The sequence below is a fragment of the Amycolatopsis pretoriensis genome (genome assembly GCF_900107925.1).
Classification (GTDB): domain Bacteria; phylum Actinomycetota; class Actinomycetes; order Mycobacteriales; family Pseudonocardiaceae; genus Amycolatopsis; species Amycolatopsis pretoriensis.
Window position 1 is genome coordinate 750,595 of record NZ_FNUJ01000001.1, and the last position, 15,374, is coordinate 765,968.

The window sequence follows — 15,374 nt, forward strand, 5'->3', positions numbered from 1 at the left end:
GGTGACATCCGCCGAGAAGCTCGCCGAAGCCGTCCTCCTGCCCGGGTTCGCCGGGACCACGGCGCCGGACTGGCTCCGCCGCCGGGTCGCCGACGGCTTGGGCGGGGTGGTCCTGTTCGGCCGCAACGTCGTCGACGACGAGCAGGTCGCCGCGCTCACCGCGCAGCTGCGGGGTGAACGCGACGGCGTCGTGGTCGGGATCGACGAGGAGGGCGGGGACGTCACCCGCCTGGACGTCGGCACGGGTTCTTTCGTGCCGGGGCCGCTGGCCCTCGGCGCGGCCGACGACCCGGAGCTGACCACGGCGGTCGCCGCGGCGCTCGGCGAACGGCTGGCGGCCTGCGGCGTCACGCTGAACCTGGCGCCGTGCGCGGACCTGACCCTGGCGGCCGAGGACCCGATCATCGGCGTCCGGGCGTTCGGGTCGGACCCGGCGAAGGCGTCACCGCACGTCGCGGCGTACGTGACGGGTCTGCAGAAGTACGGCGTCGCGGCGTGCGCCAAGCACTTCCCGGGCCACGGTGCGGCGACCGAAGACTCCCACGTCGCGCTGCCGGTGCTGCCCCGGACGGTCGAGGAGCTGCGGGAGATCGAGCTGGTCCCGTTCGCCGCGGCGATCCGGGCGGGGGTGCGCTCGGTGATGTCGGGCCACCTGGTCGTCCGCGCGTGGGGCGAGGAGCCGGCGACGCTCAACCGGGTCGCGCTCACCGACGTCCTGCGCGGCGAGCTCGGCTTCACGGGTGCGGTGATCACCGACGCCCTGGAGATGGGCGCGGTGTCGGGCGCGTACGGCAAGCACGACGGCCTCGGCCGCTCCGCCGTCCGGGCGCTGGCCGCGGGCGCGGACGCGCTGTGCCTCGGCGGTGCGGCGTTCGAACCCGAGCACCTGGACGCGTGCGTGTCGGCGATCGTGGCCGCGGTCGCGGCGGGGGAGCTGCCCCTGGAGCGGCTGGCGGAGGCGGCCGCACGGACGGCGGCGCTGGGCACCGACCCGGCCCCGGCTTCGGTGGGCCCGGTGGACCGGCGGCTCGGCCTCGAGGCGGCGCGCAAGGCGCTGCGCGTCCAGGGTTCGCCTCGGCTGGCCGGACCGCCGTTGGTGGTCGACGTCCAGACGGAGCCGACGATCGCGGCGGGCCCGATGCCGTGGGGCCTCGGCGCGCACCTGGCCGAGCTGGTGCCGGGCACGCGGACGCTGACGGCGACCCCGGACGACGTCGCCGAGGTGCTGGCGGCGGCGCGGGAGGTGCGCAGCGTCGTCGTGGTGACGCGGGAGGCGCACCGGCACCCGCGGGTGCGCGAGCTGCTGGCCGCGTTGTCCACTGTGGACTTCATCCGCGTGGAGACCGGGGTCCCGGGACCGCCTGATGGCGACGGGCCGCGGATCGACACGTTCAGTGGTTCGTACGTGAGCCTGCGCGCGGCGGCCGAGTACCTGGCCTGACCGTTCGTTCCGACGAAGCCCCGCCTTCTGGCGGGGCTTCGTCCTTTTTGCCGCACCTTCACAAGGCGTCAGCGGATTTGTACGGGCCTTGTACCGGCGGTCGCCATGCTGTCCCCACAACGAAATCCTGGAGGGACGGACCCATGAGAATTCGGATCGGGAAGCGGACGGCGGCCGTGGTCGGCGCGGCGGCGGCGATCGCGCTGGCCGGCGCCACCCCGGCCCTGGCGGCCTCGGGCACGGTGCACACCGACTCGGGCATCGCGCTGACCGTGCGGGCGACGCCGAGCACCAGCGGGAGCGCGGTCGGCACCGTGGCCGACGGCACCGCGGTCACCATCTCCTGCCAGACCAACGGCTCGACCGTCGACGGCAAGTACGGCACTTCGGACATCTGGGACAAGGTCGGCAACGGCTACATCAGCGACGCCTACGTCTACACCGGCTCCGACGGCCGCGTGGCCCCGGACTGCGCGGGCTCGACCCTGACCTGCACGACCGCGGGCACCGGGAACCCGAAGACCTGCGCGCAGGCGGTCGCCTACGCCAAGACCCGCGTCCACACGAACGACCTCGACTCCTACGAGGGCTGGTGCGACCGGATCAACGCCCAGAACTACGGCTGGACCGCCTCGGGCTCGGAGACGGCTTACATCCACTGGACCCAGATCCCGGCCTCGTTCAAGCACCCGGGCGACACCCAGGTCCCGGCCGGCGGGCTCGCGTTCTTCAAGAGCAGCGGCGCGGGGCACACGATGATCTCGATCGGCGGCGGCAAGTTCCTGTCGAACGACATCAACGGCTACGGCAGCTACACCGAGACGACGATCGCGCAGATCAAGAGCAAGTGGGGCCAGACCTACCTCGGCTGGTCGCAGCCGTGGTTCAAGGTCAACCACTGACCCGCTGAAGCGGGGACGCGGGTCTCGCCGGCAACTGGGGGCGGCGAGACCCGCCCGGCTCCGGCCACCATCCCCGGCCGGGAGCCGAGCCGTAGCTTTCACGTGAAAGCTCCCACCTGGGCCGTAGCTTTCACGTGAAAGCTCCGCGTGGTCAGCCGCCCGGCTTCAGGTGGTGCAGCACGAAGATCCCACCCACCGCCGGCCGGTCGCGGCGCTCGTGGTCGCTCGCCACGTACTCGTCCAGCACCGCCAGGATCCGCCGGTCCAGCTCCTCGATCTCGTCCGGCGACAGGTGCAGCAGGAACTTCTCGTGCACCGCCACCGACTCGGGACCCGCTGCCCGGATCTCCTCCTGGAAGATCTCGATCGGCGCGAACCGCGTCTGCGCGTCGGCTTCGGACAACGGCCCGTCGAGCCACCACGTCTCGCCGTTCGACTTGTACGGCTTCTCCAACGCCCCGCTCGACCCCGTCCGGACCGGCGCCGGCTCCAGCAAGCCCGCCGCCACCAGTTGGCGGACGTGGTGCAGGACCGTTCCCGGGTCGCGGTCGAGGCGGTCAGCCAGCTGCTTGTTCGTCAGCTCCTCGACCAGGCACAACCGCATGATGCGCAGCCGCAGCGGGTGGCCGAGGGCTTTCGCCTCCTCCGGGGTCGCCGGGCGCCGGTGGCGGGGTTCGGTCATGACCGGAGGGTAGTCCATCGATGGAATCGGCTCCCATCGATGGAGAAAACCCCATCGATGTGCGATCCTCCATTGATGACCACCGCGTTCTGGCGGCTGTGGACCGCCGCGGGCCTGTCCAGCCTCGCCGACGGCGTCCTCAAGGTCGCCTTGCCGCTGGTCGCGGTCGGCTACACCCGCGAACCGGCCCTCATCGCCGGGCTCGCCTTCGCCTTCAGCCTGCCGTGGCTGCTCTTCGCGCTGCTCGCCGGCGCGGTCGTCGACCGGCTCGACCGCCGCCGCGCGATGCTCGCCGCCAACCTCGCCCGCGGCGGGCTCCTCGCCGCCGTCACGCTGCTGACCGTCTTCGGCGCCGGCTCGATCTGGGCGCTCTACGTCGTCGCCGTCGGGGTCGGCTGCGCCGAGACGGTCTACGACACCGCCGCGCAGTCGATCGTCCCGCAGGTCGTCGGGCGCGAACAGCTCGCCCGCGCCAACGGCCGGATGTTCGCCGCCGAGCAGACCGCCAACGAGTTCGCCGGCCCGCCGCTCGCCGGGGTGCTCGCCGCCGCCGGGGTCGTCGCCGCGCTCGTGACGCCGGTGGCGCTGTGGGCCGTCGCCGTCGCCGCCCTGCTGCTCGTGCGCGGCGAATACCGGATTCCCCGCGAGAGCCGCACCACCCTGCGCGCCGACATCGCCGACGGACTGCGTTTCCTGCTGCGCCACAAGGTGTTGCGGACGTTCTCGCTCATGGTCGGCACGTACAACTTCGCCACCGGCGCGACCTTCGCCGTCCTGGTCCTCTACGCGGTCGGGCCCGGCTCGGCGATGGGCCTGTCCGCGCCGGCGTTCGGCCTGCTGATGGCCACGAGCGCCGCCGGCGGGCTGACCGGGTCGGTGCTCGCCGAAGCGGCCGAACGCCGGCTCGGCCGCATCCGCGCGTTGTGGATCTCCTGGTCGGCCGGCGCGCTTTCGGTCGGCACGCTCGCGGTGACCGCGAAACCGTACGCCGTCGGCACGGGCTTCTTCCTCGGCGGCGTGGGCGTCATGGTGTCCAACGTCGTCATGGTGTCGCTGCGTCAGCGCCTCACGCCGGACCGGCTCCTGGGCCGGCTGAACAGCAGCCACCGCCTGGTCGCGTGGGGAACGAAGTCCCTCGGAGCCCTCGCGGGCGGCGCGATCGCCCAGGCTTTCGGGCTGCGCACGGTCTTCGTGGTGATGGCGGTCCTGGCCTTCGCCGTGGTGGCCGGCCTCCGCGTGCTGACCGAGGATCAGAGCGAATGCGTCTCCGCGTAGGCCCAGGACGGTCTCGTCCCCGCGACAGCGCCGCGAACACGATCTGCCCAACCCGGTAAACCGCAAAGCCGGCGGCGTGGGTGCGTACCCGCGCCGCCGGCTCCGGCGAACGTCACGCCCGGCAGGTCCGGCCGCGGTTGACGCAGTTGACCAGCCCGTTCATGATCCGCTGCGACATCACGTTGGCGAAGTCGTCGTGGTCGGAACCCGGGTTGTGCTTCTCCTGCGGGAAAGCGTCCACTTTGTACTGCTTCTTGACCTGGATGTCGTGCGGGATGTCGTAGGTCAACGAGATCTGCAGCTGCGGAACGGCCTTGAACCCCTTGGCGCACTGCCCGAACTGGTCCGGGAACACGATGTGCGTGCGGTGGTTGGCGCTGTCGGTGTTCTTCCCGTCCCAGCAGCTCGGGAACGTGTGGATCCGCTTGACCTTGCTGTTCTGCGGGCAGATCGGGTACTTGTCCGTGACGCGGTTCTCGAACCCGGTGCACGTCCAGCTCGCCCGGGCGTTGGCCGGCCCGTTGGTCGACACCTTCGCGTCGCCGTAGAGCACGCGCAGGAACTTCGGCATCGCCACGACCTTGCCGACCGGGCTGCCGCGGAAGGTGATCTGGACCTTCTGCGGGCGCAGGATCTTGCCGTCGTTGCCCGGCAGCTCGTTGTTCTCGTCCTGCCCGGGCAGCGCGCCGCCGGGGGCCGAGGTGCTCGGCGGCGGGGTCGGCGTGCCGGTGTCCTTGCCCGGCTTCGGCGCGCACGGTGCGAGGCCGCCGAGGTCCTGCGGCTTCGGCGCGAACCGGGCGATGATGGTGGCGATCCGGTCGAGGATGGCGGCGCGGCGGTCCTTGAGCGGGTTCAGGATCGCGTTCTGCACGAAGTTCGCGCCGCCCTGGCCCTGCGTCGCGGCGATGCGCTGGTTGGCCTCGTCGGTCTGCGTGTCGAGCTGGTCGAGGTTGCCGTCGACCTCGGCCATGGCCTGGTCGGGGACGTCGGTGAGCTTGCTGGCAACGTCCGGGCAGGCGACCTGGACGGTCTTGGCCTCCTGGTCGGCCTGCGCGCGGTCGCCGTCGGGCTTCTTCGCGGGCTCGTTCTTCTCCTCCTCGCCGGTGTCGATGCGCACGACCGGCCAGAAGTAGGCGGACTTGTCGCCGTTGCGGCACGTCGTGCCGGCCTTGACGAGGCTCTTGTTGTTCGAGTCGGCGTTCGTCGAGAGGTTGCCGACGTAGTCGTGCAGGTGCTGGGCGCCGTTGCGGACGCCGGGCTGGGCGATGAAGTTGTCGGGGTTGAAGTGGCCGTTCTCGTTGCGGCCGCAGTCGACGGTGAAGGTGCCGGTCGACGCGCCGTAGACCGGGCGCGGGTCGAACTGGTTCGGCTGGACCTTGAGGATGTCGACGAAGAACGCGGGGTTCGCCTCGTCGGCGCTCGCTTCACCGGTGTTGCCGGTGGTCGTCGCGACGACGATGCCGCCGACCGCGATCGCGAGCGCGAGGCCGCCGGTCGCGATCTTGGTTCTGCGGGAAATGCGATGGCGCCCTTGGGTGCGGGACATGGATCCTCCGGGGTGTCGGGCTGGCGGGAACGCGCGACACTGGCGGTGCGAGCCCAGGCTCGTACCCACCAGGTACTGCGTCGGCGGGACGGAACGATTTCCGCGCCGGCCACCGACCCGACATCGATGGGTGCGCGGCCACCTGCCCGTGGCCACGCCGTCAACCGGCTGGTTATCGTTCCGTGATGGAAGCTACACCGGGGTTTGACACCGGGCAAGAAGAGATTTCCGGCAATCACGAACCGTCATTTCGTGTTCTCGTCTGCGTAGTCGCGAGTGGCTGCGAAAAGGTGCGAGAAATCAACGAAGAATGGCGGACGCGGAAAAAGCGGGCGCGACGGCCCGCGACTGGATCACGCTGGATCGCCGCGCGTGTCCCTCTCCGGCGTACTCGGGTGGTGCGGCCATCCTGGGCCGCTGAGCTGGGCGTTGTCCAGCTTCCGACGGTGTGGCGAAAAACTTTGAACCGACTTGAACCCGCGTACGTATCCCTGGGTGAGACCTCGAGAATGCCCATCGACCGAAATGCCGCGGCGGACTTGTCAGCGCAGGGTCGCCGGGACCGCGGGAATTGCCGCCAGTGCCGAGTCCAGCCGGTGGCCGACCGCCAAACCGACCTGGTCGCGCAGTTCGGCCAGCTTGTCCACGTCAATGCCCGTCGCGATGCCTTCGTGGTGGAAGAAGTCGACGAGGTCGTCCGTCGCCACGTTGCCCGACGCCCCCGGCGCGAACGGGCAGCCGCCGAGACCGCCCAGCGCCGAGTCGAAGCGGCGGATGCCGAGCGACAAGCCTTCCCACGCGTTGGCCGCGGCCCGGCCGTAGGTGTTGTGCAGGTGCAGGCCCAGCGGGACGTCCGGCAGCTCGTCGCGCACCGCGGCGACGGTCGCGCGCAGCTGGCCCGGCCGGGCCGCGCCGATCGTGTCGGCGAGGTGGACGACCCGCGCGCCCAGCTTCCCCAGGCGGGCGGCCACGTCGGCGGTGCGGTCGGGGTCGGTGTCGCCGTCGAACGGGCAGACGAACGCCGTCGCGACCGAAGCTTCGATGGCCACGCCGGCTTCGGTGAGCAATGCGGCGCACCCGGCCAGCCGCTCGAGCGCCGCGTCCGTCGGGACGCCGGCGTTGGCGACGCTGTGCCCGTCGCTGGCCGAGACGACCAGCCGCACCGAACGCGCGCCGGCCTCGATCGCCTGCCGGGCGCCGCGTTCGGTGAAGACGAGGGTGTGCAGGACCGCCGGCGCGTCCAGCAGCGTCTTCAGCACTTCACCGGTGTCGGCCATCTGCGGCACCCGGCGCGCGGAGACGAACGAGCCGACCTCCAGCGACCGCACCCCGGCGTCGACGAGGCCGCGCGCGAGCCGCACCTTTTCGTGCGCGGGCACGGTGATCGGCTCGTCCTGCAGGCCGTCGCGCAGCACGACCTCGGTGAGGAGGACTTCGGTCATCAGATCACTCCAGACTCGCGGAGGCGGGTGACCGCCTCGCCGGTGACGCCGAGCTCGGCGAGCACGGCCTCGGTGTGTTCGCCCAGCTCCGGCCCGAGCGTGCGGGTCCGGCCGGGCCGTTCGGTGAGCGCCGGCACGATGCCGGGGAAGGTGACTTCGGTGTCGTGGCCGGGCACCCGGTGTCGCTCGTGCATGCCCCGGGCCTCGAAGTGCGGGTCCTTCGCGATGTCGGCGGCGGTCAGGATCGGTCCACAAGGGACGGACGCCGCGCGCAGCGCGGCTTCGGCGGCCTCCTGGGTGAGTGTCGCCGCCCACGCGCCGATCGCGTCGTCGAGCAGGCCGGCGTGGGCGACCCGGCCGGCGTTGTCGGCGAACCGCGGGTCGGCCGCCAGGTCGGCGCGGCCGACGGCGTGCATCAGGCGGCGGAAGATCGCGTCGCCGTTGCCGCTCACCACGATGTACTTGCCGTCGGCGCAGCGGTAGGTGTTGGACGGCGCGACCCCGGGCAGCGCGGAACCGGCCGGCCCGCGCGTGACGCCGAACGCGTCGTAGTCCGGGATCAGCGACTCCATCAGCGAATAGACGGCTTCGTACAACGCGACGTCGACGACCTCGCCGGGAGTGGAGCCCGGCTCGCGCTCGCGGCGGAGCAGGCCCATCAGCGCGCCGATCACCGCGTAGAGCCCGGCGACGGAGTCGGCGAGGCTGACCCCGACCCGCGTCGGCGGCCGGTCGGGGTAGCCGGTGAGCGCGCGCAGGCCGCCGATCGCCTCGGCGACGCCGCCGAAGCCGGGCCGGTCGCGGTAGGGGCCGGTCTGGCCGTAGCCGGAGACGCGCACGACGACCAGCCGCGGGTTGAGCGCGCGCAGCTCGTCCGGGCCGAGGCCCCAGCGTTCGAGGGTGCCGGGACGGAAGTTCTCCAGGAGGACGTCGCTGCGCTCGGCGAGCGAGCGGACGAGGTCCTGGCCTTCGGGGCGGCGCAGGTCGACGGTCACCGAGCGCTTGTTGCGGCCGAGCGTGCGGAACAGCAGCGACGTGTCGCCGTCGTGCAGCCGCCAGCGCCGGAGCTCGTCACCGGTGCCGGGGCGCTCGACCTTGACGACGTCGGCGCCGAAGTCGGCCAGGAGCCGGCCGGCGGTCGGCGCGGCGATGAAGCCGCCGAGCTCGACCACCCGGATGCCGGCGAGAGGTCCGGTTTGCTGACTCATGCCCGACTCCAAACCACGATGTGAGTTACAAACCCAGAATACGGGCGAGTGTCGAGGAGTCAACAGCGTGACGCCTGGATAGACTGTGTGGCACACCACGGCACGGGGCGGGGCGATGGCAGAGGAAGAACGCAGTGGCACGACGCCGGTGCTGGTGCTGAGCAAGTTCAAGCAGATCCTCGAGTCGTTCACGATCGACAACCCCGAGCTGACGCTGCAGCAGATCACCCGGTCGACCGGGCTGCCGGCGAGCACGTGCCAGCGGCTGGTGCACAACCTGGTCCGCGAAGGCTTCCTCGACCGGTACGACGACACCTACCGCGTCGGGCTCGGCCTGGTCCGCTGGGCGGCGCCCGGCACGTTCGGCCTCGACCTGGTCCGGCTGACCCGGCCGGTGTTGCAGCAGCTGCGGGACGAAACGGGCGAGACGGCGTGCCTGTACGTCCGCGACGGCGCGTACCGCACGGTGATTTCGCTGGCGGAGTCCCGGCACCCGGTGGTGCGGCTGTTCGTGGTCGGCATGGTGATGCCGCTGCACGCCGGTTCGGCCGGGAAGGTGTTCCTGGCCTGGGACAAACTGGCGGTCAAGGACGCCATCGGCCACGGCCTGGCCCGGTTCACGCCGCGGACCGTCGTCGACATCGACCTGCTGTCCGAGCAGCTCGGGCAGATCCGCGAGGCGGGTTACGCGGTGAGCTTCGAGGAACGCGACCTCGGCGCGGCGTCGTTGAGCGCGCCGGTGTTCGGCCTGAACGGCGAGGTCAGCGCGGCGATCGGGATCGGCGCGCCGACGCAGCGGTTCACCGCGGCCGACGTCCCGCGGCTGGCGCCGATCGTCGTCGAAGCGGGCCGGCGGGCTTCCGAGCGGCTCGGGTACCGGCCCGGCGTGGAGCGCGTCGCCGCTCTCTGATCTTCGCCGGCGCCCGATTCGTGCCGAAGACCGCCTTGTTGCCCGTTGACGGGTTCGGACGCGCGCTCGTCCGTCCTTGACTCCACGCGGCTGCCGTCACATTATGAGTCGGCCAACCACATGGTGGAGATGTCAAAGGAGACGACGGATGGCGAACATCCCCGACGCCGCCGTGCCGGACACCGGCACGATCGCGGGCCGGCTCGACCGGCTGCCCATCACCCGCACGCACCGCCGGGCCACCGTCGCCGTCGGGCTCGGCCTCTTCTTCGACTTCTACGAGGTCTTCCTGACCGGCGTGCTGAGCTCGGTGCTCGTCGAGGAGTTCTCGCTGACGAAGGCGGAGCTGCCGCCGCTGCTGGCGTCGACGTTCGTCGGCATGTTCTTCGGCGCCCTGCTGCTCGGACGTCTCGCCGACCGGTTCGGCCGCCGCGGCGCGTTCCTGCTCAACCTGGGGCTCTACTCGCTGTTCTCGCTGCTCGGCGCGTTCAGCGGCAGCGCGCTGATGCTGCTGGTGACGCGGTTCTTCGCGGGCATCGGGCTGGGCGCGGAGCCGCCGCTGGCCGACACCTACCTGACCGACCTGCTGCCGGCCCGCAAGCGCGGCCGGTTCATCGCGTGGGCGTACACGCTCGCGTTCTGCGGCTTCCCGGTCGTCGGGTTCCTCGCCCGCGGCCTGACCGAGCACGAGATCCTCGGCATCGCCGGCTGGCGCTGGTTGTTCGTGCTCGGCGCGCTCGGTGCGGGTGCGGTGTTCCTGCTGCGGCGCGGCCTGCCCGAGTCGCCGCGGTGGCTGGAGTCGGTCGGCCGCTCCGAGGAGGCCGAGCACCTGGTGGCGGGCATGGAGGCCGAAGCCCGCGGCGGCGTCGACGAAACCCCGGCCCCGCCGCGCGGCACCACCCGCAGGCGCGCCGCCGCCCCGGTGCGCGAGCTGTTCGGCCCCGCCCTGCGCCGGCGCACCGGGATGATGGTCGTGTTCCACGTCCTGCAGACCCTCGGCTACTACGGCTTCGGCACGCTCGTGCCGCTGGTGCTGGCCGCGAAGGGGTACGCGGTCTCGCAGTCGCTGCTCTTCGCCGCGCTGACCTACCTCGGCTACCCGGTCGGTTCCGCGCTGTCGCTGCCGATCGTGGAACGCGTCGAGCGGAAGTACCTCGTCGTCGGCTCGGTGCTGGCGATGGCGGTGTTCGGCATCGCGTTCGGCTACGCGGGTTCGATGGCGCTGATCCTCGTGTTCGGCTTCCTCTACACCGCGACGAGCAACCTGTTCTCGAACGCCTACCACATCTACCAGGCCGAGATCTTCCCGACGGCGCTGCGCTCGACGGCGTCCAGCGGAACGTATTCCCTGTCCCGGCTGGCGAGCGGCGCGATGCCGTTCGTGCTGGTGCCACTGCTGAACGCCCACGGCCCGACGACGCTGTTCCTGGTCGTGGCGGGGGCGCTGGTGGTCGTCGCACTGGACGTCGCGGTCCTCGGCCCGCGCACGACGGGCCGCCGGCTGGAGAACGTCAACGACGAAGCCTTGCCGGCGCGGTGACGCTCGCCGGAGCCGTCACGGCGGTTCCGGCGTGGCGAGCAGCTGTCGGCGGCGCTCACCGACGAAGCCTTGCCGGCGCGGTGACGGCCCGCCGGGACGCCACGGCGGTTCCGGCGCGGGCGGCCTCGGCTTCCGCGGGGAGGCGGTCTCGGCGTGGGGAGCAGCTGTCGGCGGCGCTCACCGACGAAGCCTTGCCGGCGCGGTGACGCTCGCCGGAGCCGCCGGATCGGAGCAGGCCAAGTCCCTCGATCCGGTGGCCCCGGGCCGCCACCCGCTCTTCAGGACACCTCGCGCTTCTGGGCCAGCAACCCGCGCCGCAACGTCGTGAGCGCGCGGTGCTGGGCCACCCGGACCGCTCCCGCGCTGCTCAACCCGACCGCCGTCGCCGTCTCCTCGGCCGACAGGCCCAGGATGATGCGCAGCACCAGGATTTCGCGCTGGCGCGGCGGAAGCGTGTCGAGCAGCCCCTCCGACCAGTCCAGTCCCGCGGCGCGCTCGACCTCCTCGCCCGTCGGGTCCGGGCCGGTCCAGCGGTCGGCCGGGAGCTCGGCCACCGGGCTCGTGCGGTCGCGCGCCCGGCGGCGGTGGAAGTCGGACACCTTGTGCGCCGCGATGCCGAACACGAACGCCAGGAAGCCGTCGGCCGCGTAGCGGTACCCGGGCAGCGCGCCGACGACCGCCAGGAGCACGTCCTGCGCGCAGTCCTCGGCGTCGGACGACCCGTCCTGCCACGTGCCGAGCCGGCCCAGGCAGTAGCGGAACACCATCGGCCGCAGCGCGCGCAGCACCCCCGCGACCGCGGCGCGGTTGCCGGTCATCGCGGACCGGACCAGCTCCGGATCGAGGCCGAACGTCGCGGGCTCGCCCGCGGCGGACTGCGGCGGCATCGGATCTTCACCTCTCGTCGGCGACTGACCGTCACGACGCTAGGTCACCCGGAGTGGTCGCCACACCGGCCGGGCGGCCGCCACGACCCGGGTCTTCCGGCCCTGGTGCCTGCCATCGGCGATGTGCCTGCCGGGCCCGCGCGGCGGCGGCCGGGCCGAACGGCCCTATCGGCCGCCCCGGCCCACCGACCACGCTGGTGGCCGGGGATTTTTCACAGGAGAAACACAGGGAACGCGATGGTGGACGACGTGGGCTTCGGGCTGCTGCTGGACCGGCAGCAGTGCCTCGCCTTGCTCCGGACGGCGAGCCTCGGGCGGGTGATCTTCACCCACCGGGCCATGCCGGCCGTCCGGCCGGTGCGGTTCACCGTCGTCGACGACGCCGTCGTGTTCGCCGTCCCGACCGGAAGCCCGCTCTACGCGGGCGCCCGCGACGCCGTCGTGGCCTTCGAAGCCGACGACTTCGCCGCCGACTTCGGTGCCGGGTGGTACGTCAGCCTCCTGGGCCGGGCCACCGAGTCGCCGGTCGACGACGCCGGCGTCGCCTGCCTCTGCCCGTGCCCGGCCCTGTCCGGCCGCCGTTTCCTGCGGATCCCGGTCGAGGCCATCACCGGCCACCGCATCAGCTGCCACGCCGAGTAACAAAGCCACTCCGCCGATCGACCCACCGGATGGACGAACCGGATTGGGCCGACGCGGGCAGTCACCTGTGGGACCCTTGACGGCCCGAGGAGACCCTCGGGAGCGGACGGACACGGGGTCGGCGGTCAGTGGCGGACGAAATCGGCATGCCGGCGATCCTGGCCGCGGTGGCCGGGATCGCGCGCGAGCTGGAGGTGCCGGCGGTGCTGGGCGCCGCGGTGTCGGTCGTGTGCGACCTGCTCGGCGCCCCGCACGGCCGCGTCGAGGTGACCGGCCCGGAGGGCGCCGTCGCCGAAAAGGGCCGGCCCGGCGGCAACGGCGTCGTCGAGCTCCCGGTGCGGGCCGGGCCGAAGGTGTTCGGCTCCCTCGCGGTCGAACCGCCGGCCGACCGCGAATTCGGCCCCCGCGAACGGCAGGTGCTGGGCGCGCTCGCCGCGGCGACCGCGATGGCCGTCGACAAGGCCGTCCTGGTCGGGCAGATGCGCCGCCGCGAACGCTGGCTCGAAGCGTCTTACGACGTCACGCGCGCCTTGCTCGCCACGAAGGACTTCCACGCCACGCTGCGGCTGATCGCTGAACGCGCGCGGGTCGTGGCCGGCGGCACGGCCGGTGCGATCGCGGTGCCGGACGGGCCGGGGCGGCTCGTCTTCGACATCGTCGAGCCGCCGGGCGAGGACGCCGACCGCCTCACCGGCGTGACCGTGCCGACCGAAGGCACCGCCACCGGCGTCGCGTTCGCCACCCGCCGCCCGGTCGTCGTGCGCGACTACGGCGAGCGCGTGCAGGAACAGCAGCGCGACCGCGCCGGGTCGATGCCGGCGATGATCAAGGACCTCGACTCGGCGATCTCGGTGCCGCTGATCGTCGGCGAGGAGACGCTGGGCGTGCTGGTCGTCGCGAAGTTCCGGGACAAGACGCCGTTCACCGAAGCCGAAGTGCAACTGGCCGAAACCTTCGCCGGGCACGCCGCCCTGGCGGTCGAGTTCTCGCGGGCCCAGGACGCGCGCCAGCAGCTGGCGGTGTTCGAAGACCGCGACCGGATCGCCCGCGACCTGCACGACCTGGTCATCCAGCGGCTGTTCGCCACCGGGCTCGGGCTGGAGGGGGTCAGCCGGCTGATCGCCGAGCCCGCCGTGGCCGGGCGCGTCGCCGGCTTCGCGCACGACCTGGACGGCACGATCCGCGAGATCCGCAACAGCATCTTTTCCTTGCAGGCGCCCGCGCAGGCGCAGGGCAGCCTGCGCGCGGAGCTGCTGCGCGTGGCCGTCGACGCGCGCGACACGCTGGGCTTCGAGCCGCGCGTCGGCTTCGACGGGCCGCTCGACGCGGCGGTGCCCGACGCCGTGCGGTCCGACCTGATCGCGTCGCTGCGGGAGGCGCTGACGAACGTGGCGCGGCACGCCGGGGCGACGTCGTGTTCGGTCGAGGTCACCGTGGACGCCGCCGGCCGGCGGCTGATGCTGGCCGTGCGCGACGACGGGACGGGACCGCCACCCGGGCCGGGCCGGGTCAGCGGGCTCGGCAACCTGGCCGCCCGCGCGGCGCGGTGGGGCGGGAACTGCGCGCTGGCGGCCGCCGAGGGTGGCGGCTCGCGTTTGGAATGGACCGCGGAGCTGCCGGCGCGGACCGGCGAGCAGGGGAGTGGGCGATGACGATCTCGGTGTTCCTGCTGGACGACCACGAGCTGGTCCGCACCGGGTTGAAGACCGTCTTCGAGTCCGAGCCGGACATCGAGGTGGTGGGCGAGGCGGGGACCGCGGCCGAGGCGCTGGTCCGGATCCCGCAGTCGCGCCCGGACGTGGCGATCCTCGACGTCCGGCTGCCCGACGGCCAGGGCGTCGAGGTGTGCCGCGAAATCCGCTCGACGGTCGCGCCGCCGCCCGCGTGCCTGATGCTGACGTCCTATTCGGACGACGACGCGCTCTTCGGCGCGATCATGGCGGGCGCGGCCGGGTACATGCTGAAGCAGGTGTCGGGCCGGTCCCTCGTGGACGCCGTCCGCACGGTCGCCGTGGGCGGGTCGCTGCTGGACGCCACGCTGACCGCGTCGGTGATGAACAAGCTGCGCGGCGCGGACGTCGCGGCGCCGGACCCGCGGTACGAGCAGCTCAGCCCGCAGGAGCGGCGGGTGCTGGACCTGGTGGCCGAGGGCCTGACCAACCGGCAGATCGCCGAGCGGCTGTTCCTCGCGGAGAAGACGGTGAAGAACTACGTGTCGTCGGTGCTGCACAAGCTCGGGGTCGAGCGGCGCACCTCGGCGGCGGTGTACCTGTCGCAGCGACACGCCGACGGCGGCCGTTCAAGCTGATCGCACGCCCACTCGGCGCAAACCCGTGGGGCATCCGACGTATCTGGCCGCGGATGCGATACACCTGACGGGTGACGCACGAATTGTCGTGCGCGGCAGAGGGGACAGCATGTCGGGGATGTCGAGCGGGGACTACGTCACGCAGCAGATCCGGGCACTGGCGAGAGCCGTGCGCAGCGAAGGGGCCGGGGGCGTCGGCACGCGCAGCTTCCAGCTCGCGGAGCACCTGGCGGCGGAGGGAGGCGTCCACCGCGGCGACATCCTGACGGCGACGGCGACGCTCCTGGCGATGACGGCGTGGTGCGACGGCGAGGCCGAGGCGGCCCGCCGCTTCGCCGAGCTGGCGGGCGAAAACGACGTCGAATCGCGTGAGCTGGTGGGGCACCTGCTGTGCCTCGAGATCGGGGCCGAAGAGGGCTGGCTGCCGGACGAGCAGGCGGAGGCGTTGCTGGAGTACGCCCGCCGCGCGCGCCGGGGCGACCTGGCTTTACGGGTCCGGGCGATCGCCGGCAGCCGCGGCGGCCGCCACCGCCGGGACAACTGACGCGACGACCGGTCGTGAGTGGGAAACAGTGTCGGAACACTGTTTCC

The 15,374-nt window shown here is 72.4% G+C and carries 14 protein-coding genes; 9 read left to right on the plus strand and 5 right to left on the minus strand.

The window, feature by feature from the left end:
* Position 1: 1 nt before the first annotated feature.
* Both BLV96_RS03665 and BLV96_RS03670 read left to right on the plus strand, forming a co-directional pair.
* Positions 2-1,441, plus strand: coding sequence for a glycoside hydrolase family 3 protein (locus BLV96_RS03665; protein ID WP_086674734.1), 1,440 nt, complete (start codon positions 2-4; stop codon positions 1,439-1,441).
* Positions 1,442-1,584: 143 nt separating this feature from the next.
* Positions 1,585-2,343, plus strand: a complete 759-nt coding sequence (locus tag BLV96_RS03670; RefSeq protein WP_086674733.1) for an SH3 domain-containing protein — start codon at positions 1,585-1,587, stop codon at positions 2,341-2,343.
* 151 nt (positions 2,344-2,494) lie between these two features.
* On the opposite strand, the gene BLV96_RS03675 is transcribed toward BLV96_RS03670, so the two are convergent.
* Positions 2,495-3,025: an ArsR/SmtB family transcription factor gene (locus BLV96_RS03675; protein ID WP_086674789.1), complete on the minus strand. Its 531-nt coding sequence runs from the start codon at positions 3,023-3,025 to the stop codon at positions 2,495-2,497.
* 75 nt (positions 3,026-3,100) lie between these two features.
* On the opposite strand from BLV96_RS03675, the gene BLV96_RS03680 reads away from it, so the two are divergent.
* On the plus strand, positions 3,101-4,300 hold the full coding sequence (locus BLV96_RS03680; protein WP_086674732.1) for an MFS transporter: 1,200 nt from the start codon (positions 3,101-3,103) through the stop codon (positions 4,298-4,300).
* Positions 4,301-4,412: 112 nt separating this feature from the next.
* Here the strand turns inward: BLV96_RS03680 and BLV96_RS03685 are convergent, their stop codons facing one another.
* The 3 genes from BLV96_RS03685 to BLV96_RS03695 form a co-directional block, all read right to left on the minus strand.
* A complete protein-coding gene (locus BLV96_RS03685; protein WP_086674731.1) occupies positions 4,413-5,846 on the minus strand; it encodes a DUF1996 domain-containing protein in 1,434 nt (477 codons plus the stop codon).
* A 542-nt stretch (positions 5,847-6,388) separates the two neighbouring features.
* Positions 6,389-7,288: a hydroxymethylglutaryl-CoA lyase gene (locus BLV96_RS03690; RefSeq protein ID WP_086674730.1), complete on the minus strand. Its 900-nt coding sequence runs from the start codon at positions 7,286-7,288 to the stop codon at positions 6,389-6,391.
* Positions 7,288-8,496 (minus strand): CaiB/BaiF CoA transferase family protein, encoded by a 1,209-nt coding sequence (locus BLV96_RS03695; RefSeq protein WP_086674729.1) that lies wholly within the window; start codon positions 8,494-8,496, stop codon positions 7,288-7,290. Before BLV96_RS03695 ends, BLV96_RS03690 begins: the two co-directional genes overlap by 1 nt.
* Positions 8,497-8,611: 115 nt before the next feature.
* On the opposite strand from BLV96_RS03695, the gene BLV96_RS03700 reads away from it, so the two are divergent.
* Together BLV96_RS03700 and BLV96_RS03705 are read left to right on the plus strand one after the other, a co-directional pair.
* Positions 8,612-9,406, plus strand: coding sequence for an IclR family transcriptional regulator (locus tag BLV96_RS03700; RefSeq protein WP_086674788.1), 795 nt, complete (start codon positions 8,612-8,614; stop codon positions 9,404-9,406).
* A gap of 148 nt (positions 9,407-9,554) precedes the next feature.
* Positions 9,555-10,946 carry an MFS transporter gene (locus tag BLV96_RS03705; protein WP_086674728.1) on the plus strand — a complete coding sequence of 464 codons (1,392 nt, stop codon included), beginning with the start codon at positions 9,555-9,557 and terminating at the stop codon, positions 10,944-10,946.
* 278 nt (positions 10,947-11,224) lie between these two features.
* Here the strand turns inward: BLV96_RS03705 and BLV96_RS03710 are convergent, their stop codons facing one another.
* Entirely contained in the window at positions 11,225-11,833 is a 609-nt protein-coding gene (locus BLV96_RS03710; protein ID WP_086674727.1) for a sigma-70 family RNA polymerase sigma factor, read from the minus strand.
* A gap of 237 nt (positions 11,834-12,070) precedes the next feature.
* Between BLV96_RS03710 and BLV96_RS03715 the strand changes: the two genes are divergently transcribed.
* From BLV96_RS03715 to BLV96_RS03730, 4 genes are all read left to right on the plus strand, one after another.
* Positions 12,071-12,475 carry a pyridoxamine 5'-phosphate oxidase family protein gene (locus BLV96_RS03715; protein WP_086674726.1) on the plus strand — a complete coding sequence of 135 codons (405 nt, stop codon included), beginning with the start codon at positions 12,071-12,073 and terminating at the stop codon, positions 12,473-12,475.
* A gap of 146 nt (positions 12,476-12,621) precedes the next feature.
* Positions 12,622-14,127: a GAF domain-containing sensor histidine kinase gene (locus BLV96_RS03720; protein ID WP_091388860.1), complete on the plus strand. Its 1,506-nt coding sequence runs from the start codon at positions 12,622-12,624 to the stop codon at positions 14,125-14,127.
* The gene (locus BLV96_RS03725; protein ID WP_086682147.1) at positions 14,124-14,783 is read left to right on the plus strand and encodes a response regulator; all 660 of its coding nucleotides are present in this window, start codon (positions 14,124-14,126) and stop codon (positions 14,781-14,783) included. The genes BLV96_RS03720 and BLV96_RS03725 overlap by 4 nt, the downstream gene beginning before the upstream one ends.
* Positions 14,784-14,901: 118 nt before the next feature.
* Complete coding sequence (locus tag BLV96_RS03730; protein ID WP_244180028.1) at positions 14,902-15,327, plus strand: hypothetical protein; 426 nt, start codon at positions 14,902-14,904, stop codon at positions 15,325-15,327.
* Positions 15,328-15,374 lie beyond the last annotated feature (47 nt).

Bases quoted from the DNA above. Each gene is read 5' to 3' on its own strand.
- BLV96_RS03670 (WP_086674733.1), top strand. From the start codon at position 1,585: ATGAGAATTCGGATCGGGAAGCGGACGGCGGCCGTGGTCGGCGCGGCG.
- BLV96_RS03675 (WP_086674789.1), bottom strand. From the start codon at position 3,025: ATGACCGAACCCCGCCACCGGCGCCCGGCGACCCCGGAGGAGGCGAAA.
- BLV96_RS03680 (WP_086674732.1), top strand. From the start codon at position 3,101: ATGACCACCGCGTTCTGGCGGCTGTGGACCGCCGCGGGCCTGTCCAGC.
- BLV96_RS03685 (WP_086674731.1), bottom strand. From the start codon at position 5,846: ATGTCCCGCACCCAAGGGCGCCATCGCATTTCCCGCAGAACCAAGATC.
- BLV96_RS03690 (WP_086674730.1), bottom strand. From the start codon at position 7,288: ATGACCGAAGTCCTCCTCACCGAGGTCGTGCTGCGCGACGGCCTGCAG.
- BLV96_RS03695 (WP_086674729.1), bottom strand. From the start codon at position 8,496: ATGAGTCAGCAAACCGGACCTCTCGCCGGCATCCGGGTGGTCGAGCTC.
- BLV96_RS03700 (WP_086674788.1), top strand. From the start codon at position 8,612: ATGGCAGAGGAAGAACGCAGTGGCACGACGCCGGTGCTGGTGCTGAGC.
- BLV96_RS03705 (WP_086674728.1), top strand. From the start codon at position 9,555: ATGGCGAACATCCCCGACGCCGCCGTGCCGGACACCGGCACGATCGCG.
- BLV96_RS03710 (WP_086674727.1), bottom strand. From the start codon at position 11,833: ATGCCGCCGCAGTCCGCCGCGGGCGAGCCCGCGACGTTCGGCCTCGAT.
- BLV96_RS03715 (WP_086674726.1), top strand. From the start codon at position 12,071: ATGGTGGACGACGTGGGCTTCGGGCTGCTGCTGGACCGGCAGCAGTGC.
- BLV96_RS03720 (WP_091388860.1), top strand. From the start codon at position 12,622: ATGCCGGCGATCCTGGCCGCGGTGGCCGGGATCGCGCGCGAGCTGGAG.
- BLV96_RS03725 (WP_086682147.1), top strand. From the start codon at position 14,124: ATGACGATCTCGGTGTTCCTGCTGGACGACCACGAGCTGGTCCGCACC.
- BLV96_RS03730 (WP_244180028.1), top strand. From the start codon at position 14,902: ATGTCGAGCGGGGACTACGTCACGCAGCAGATCCGGGCACTGGCGAGA.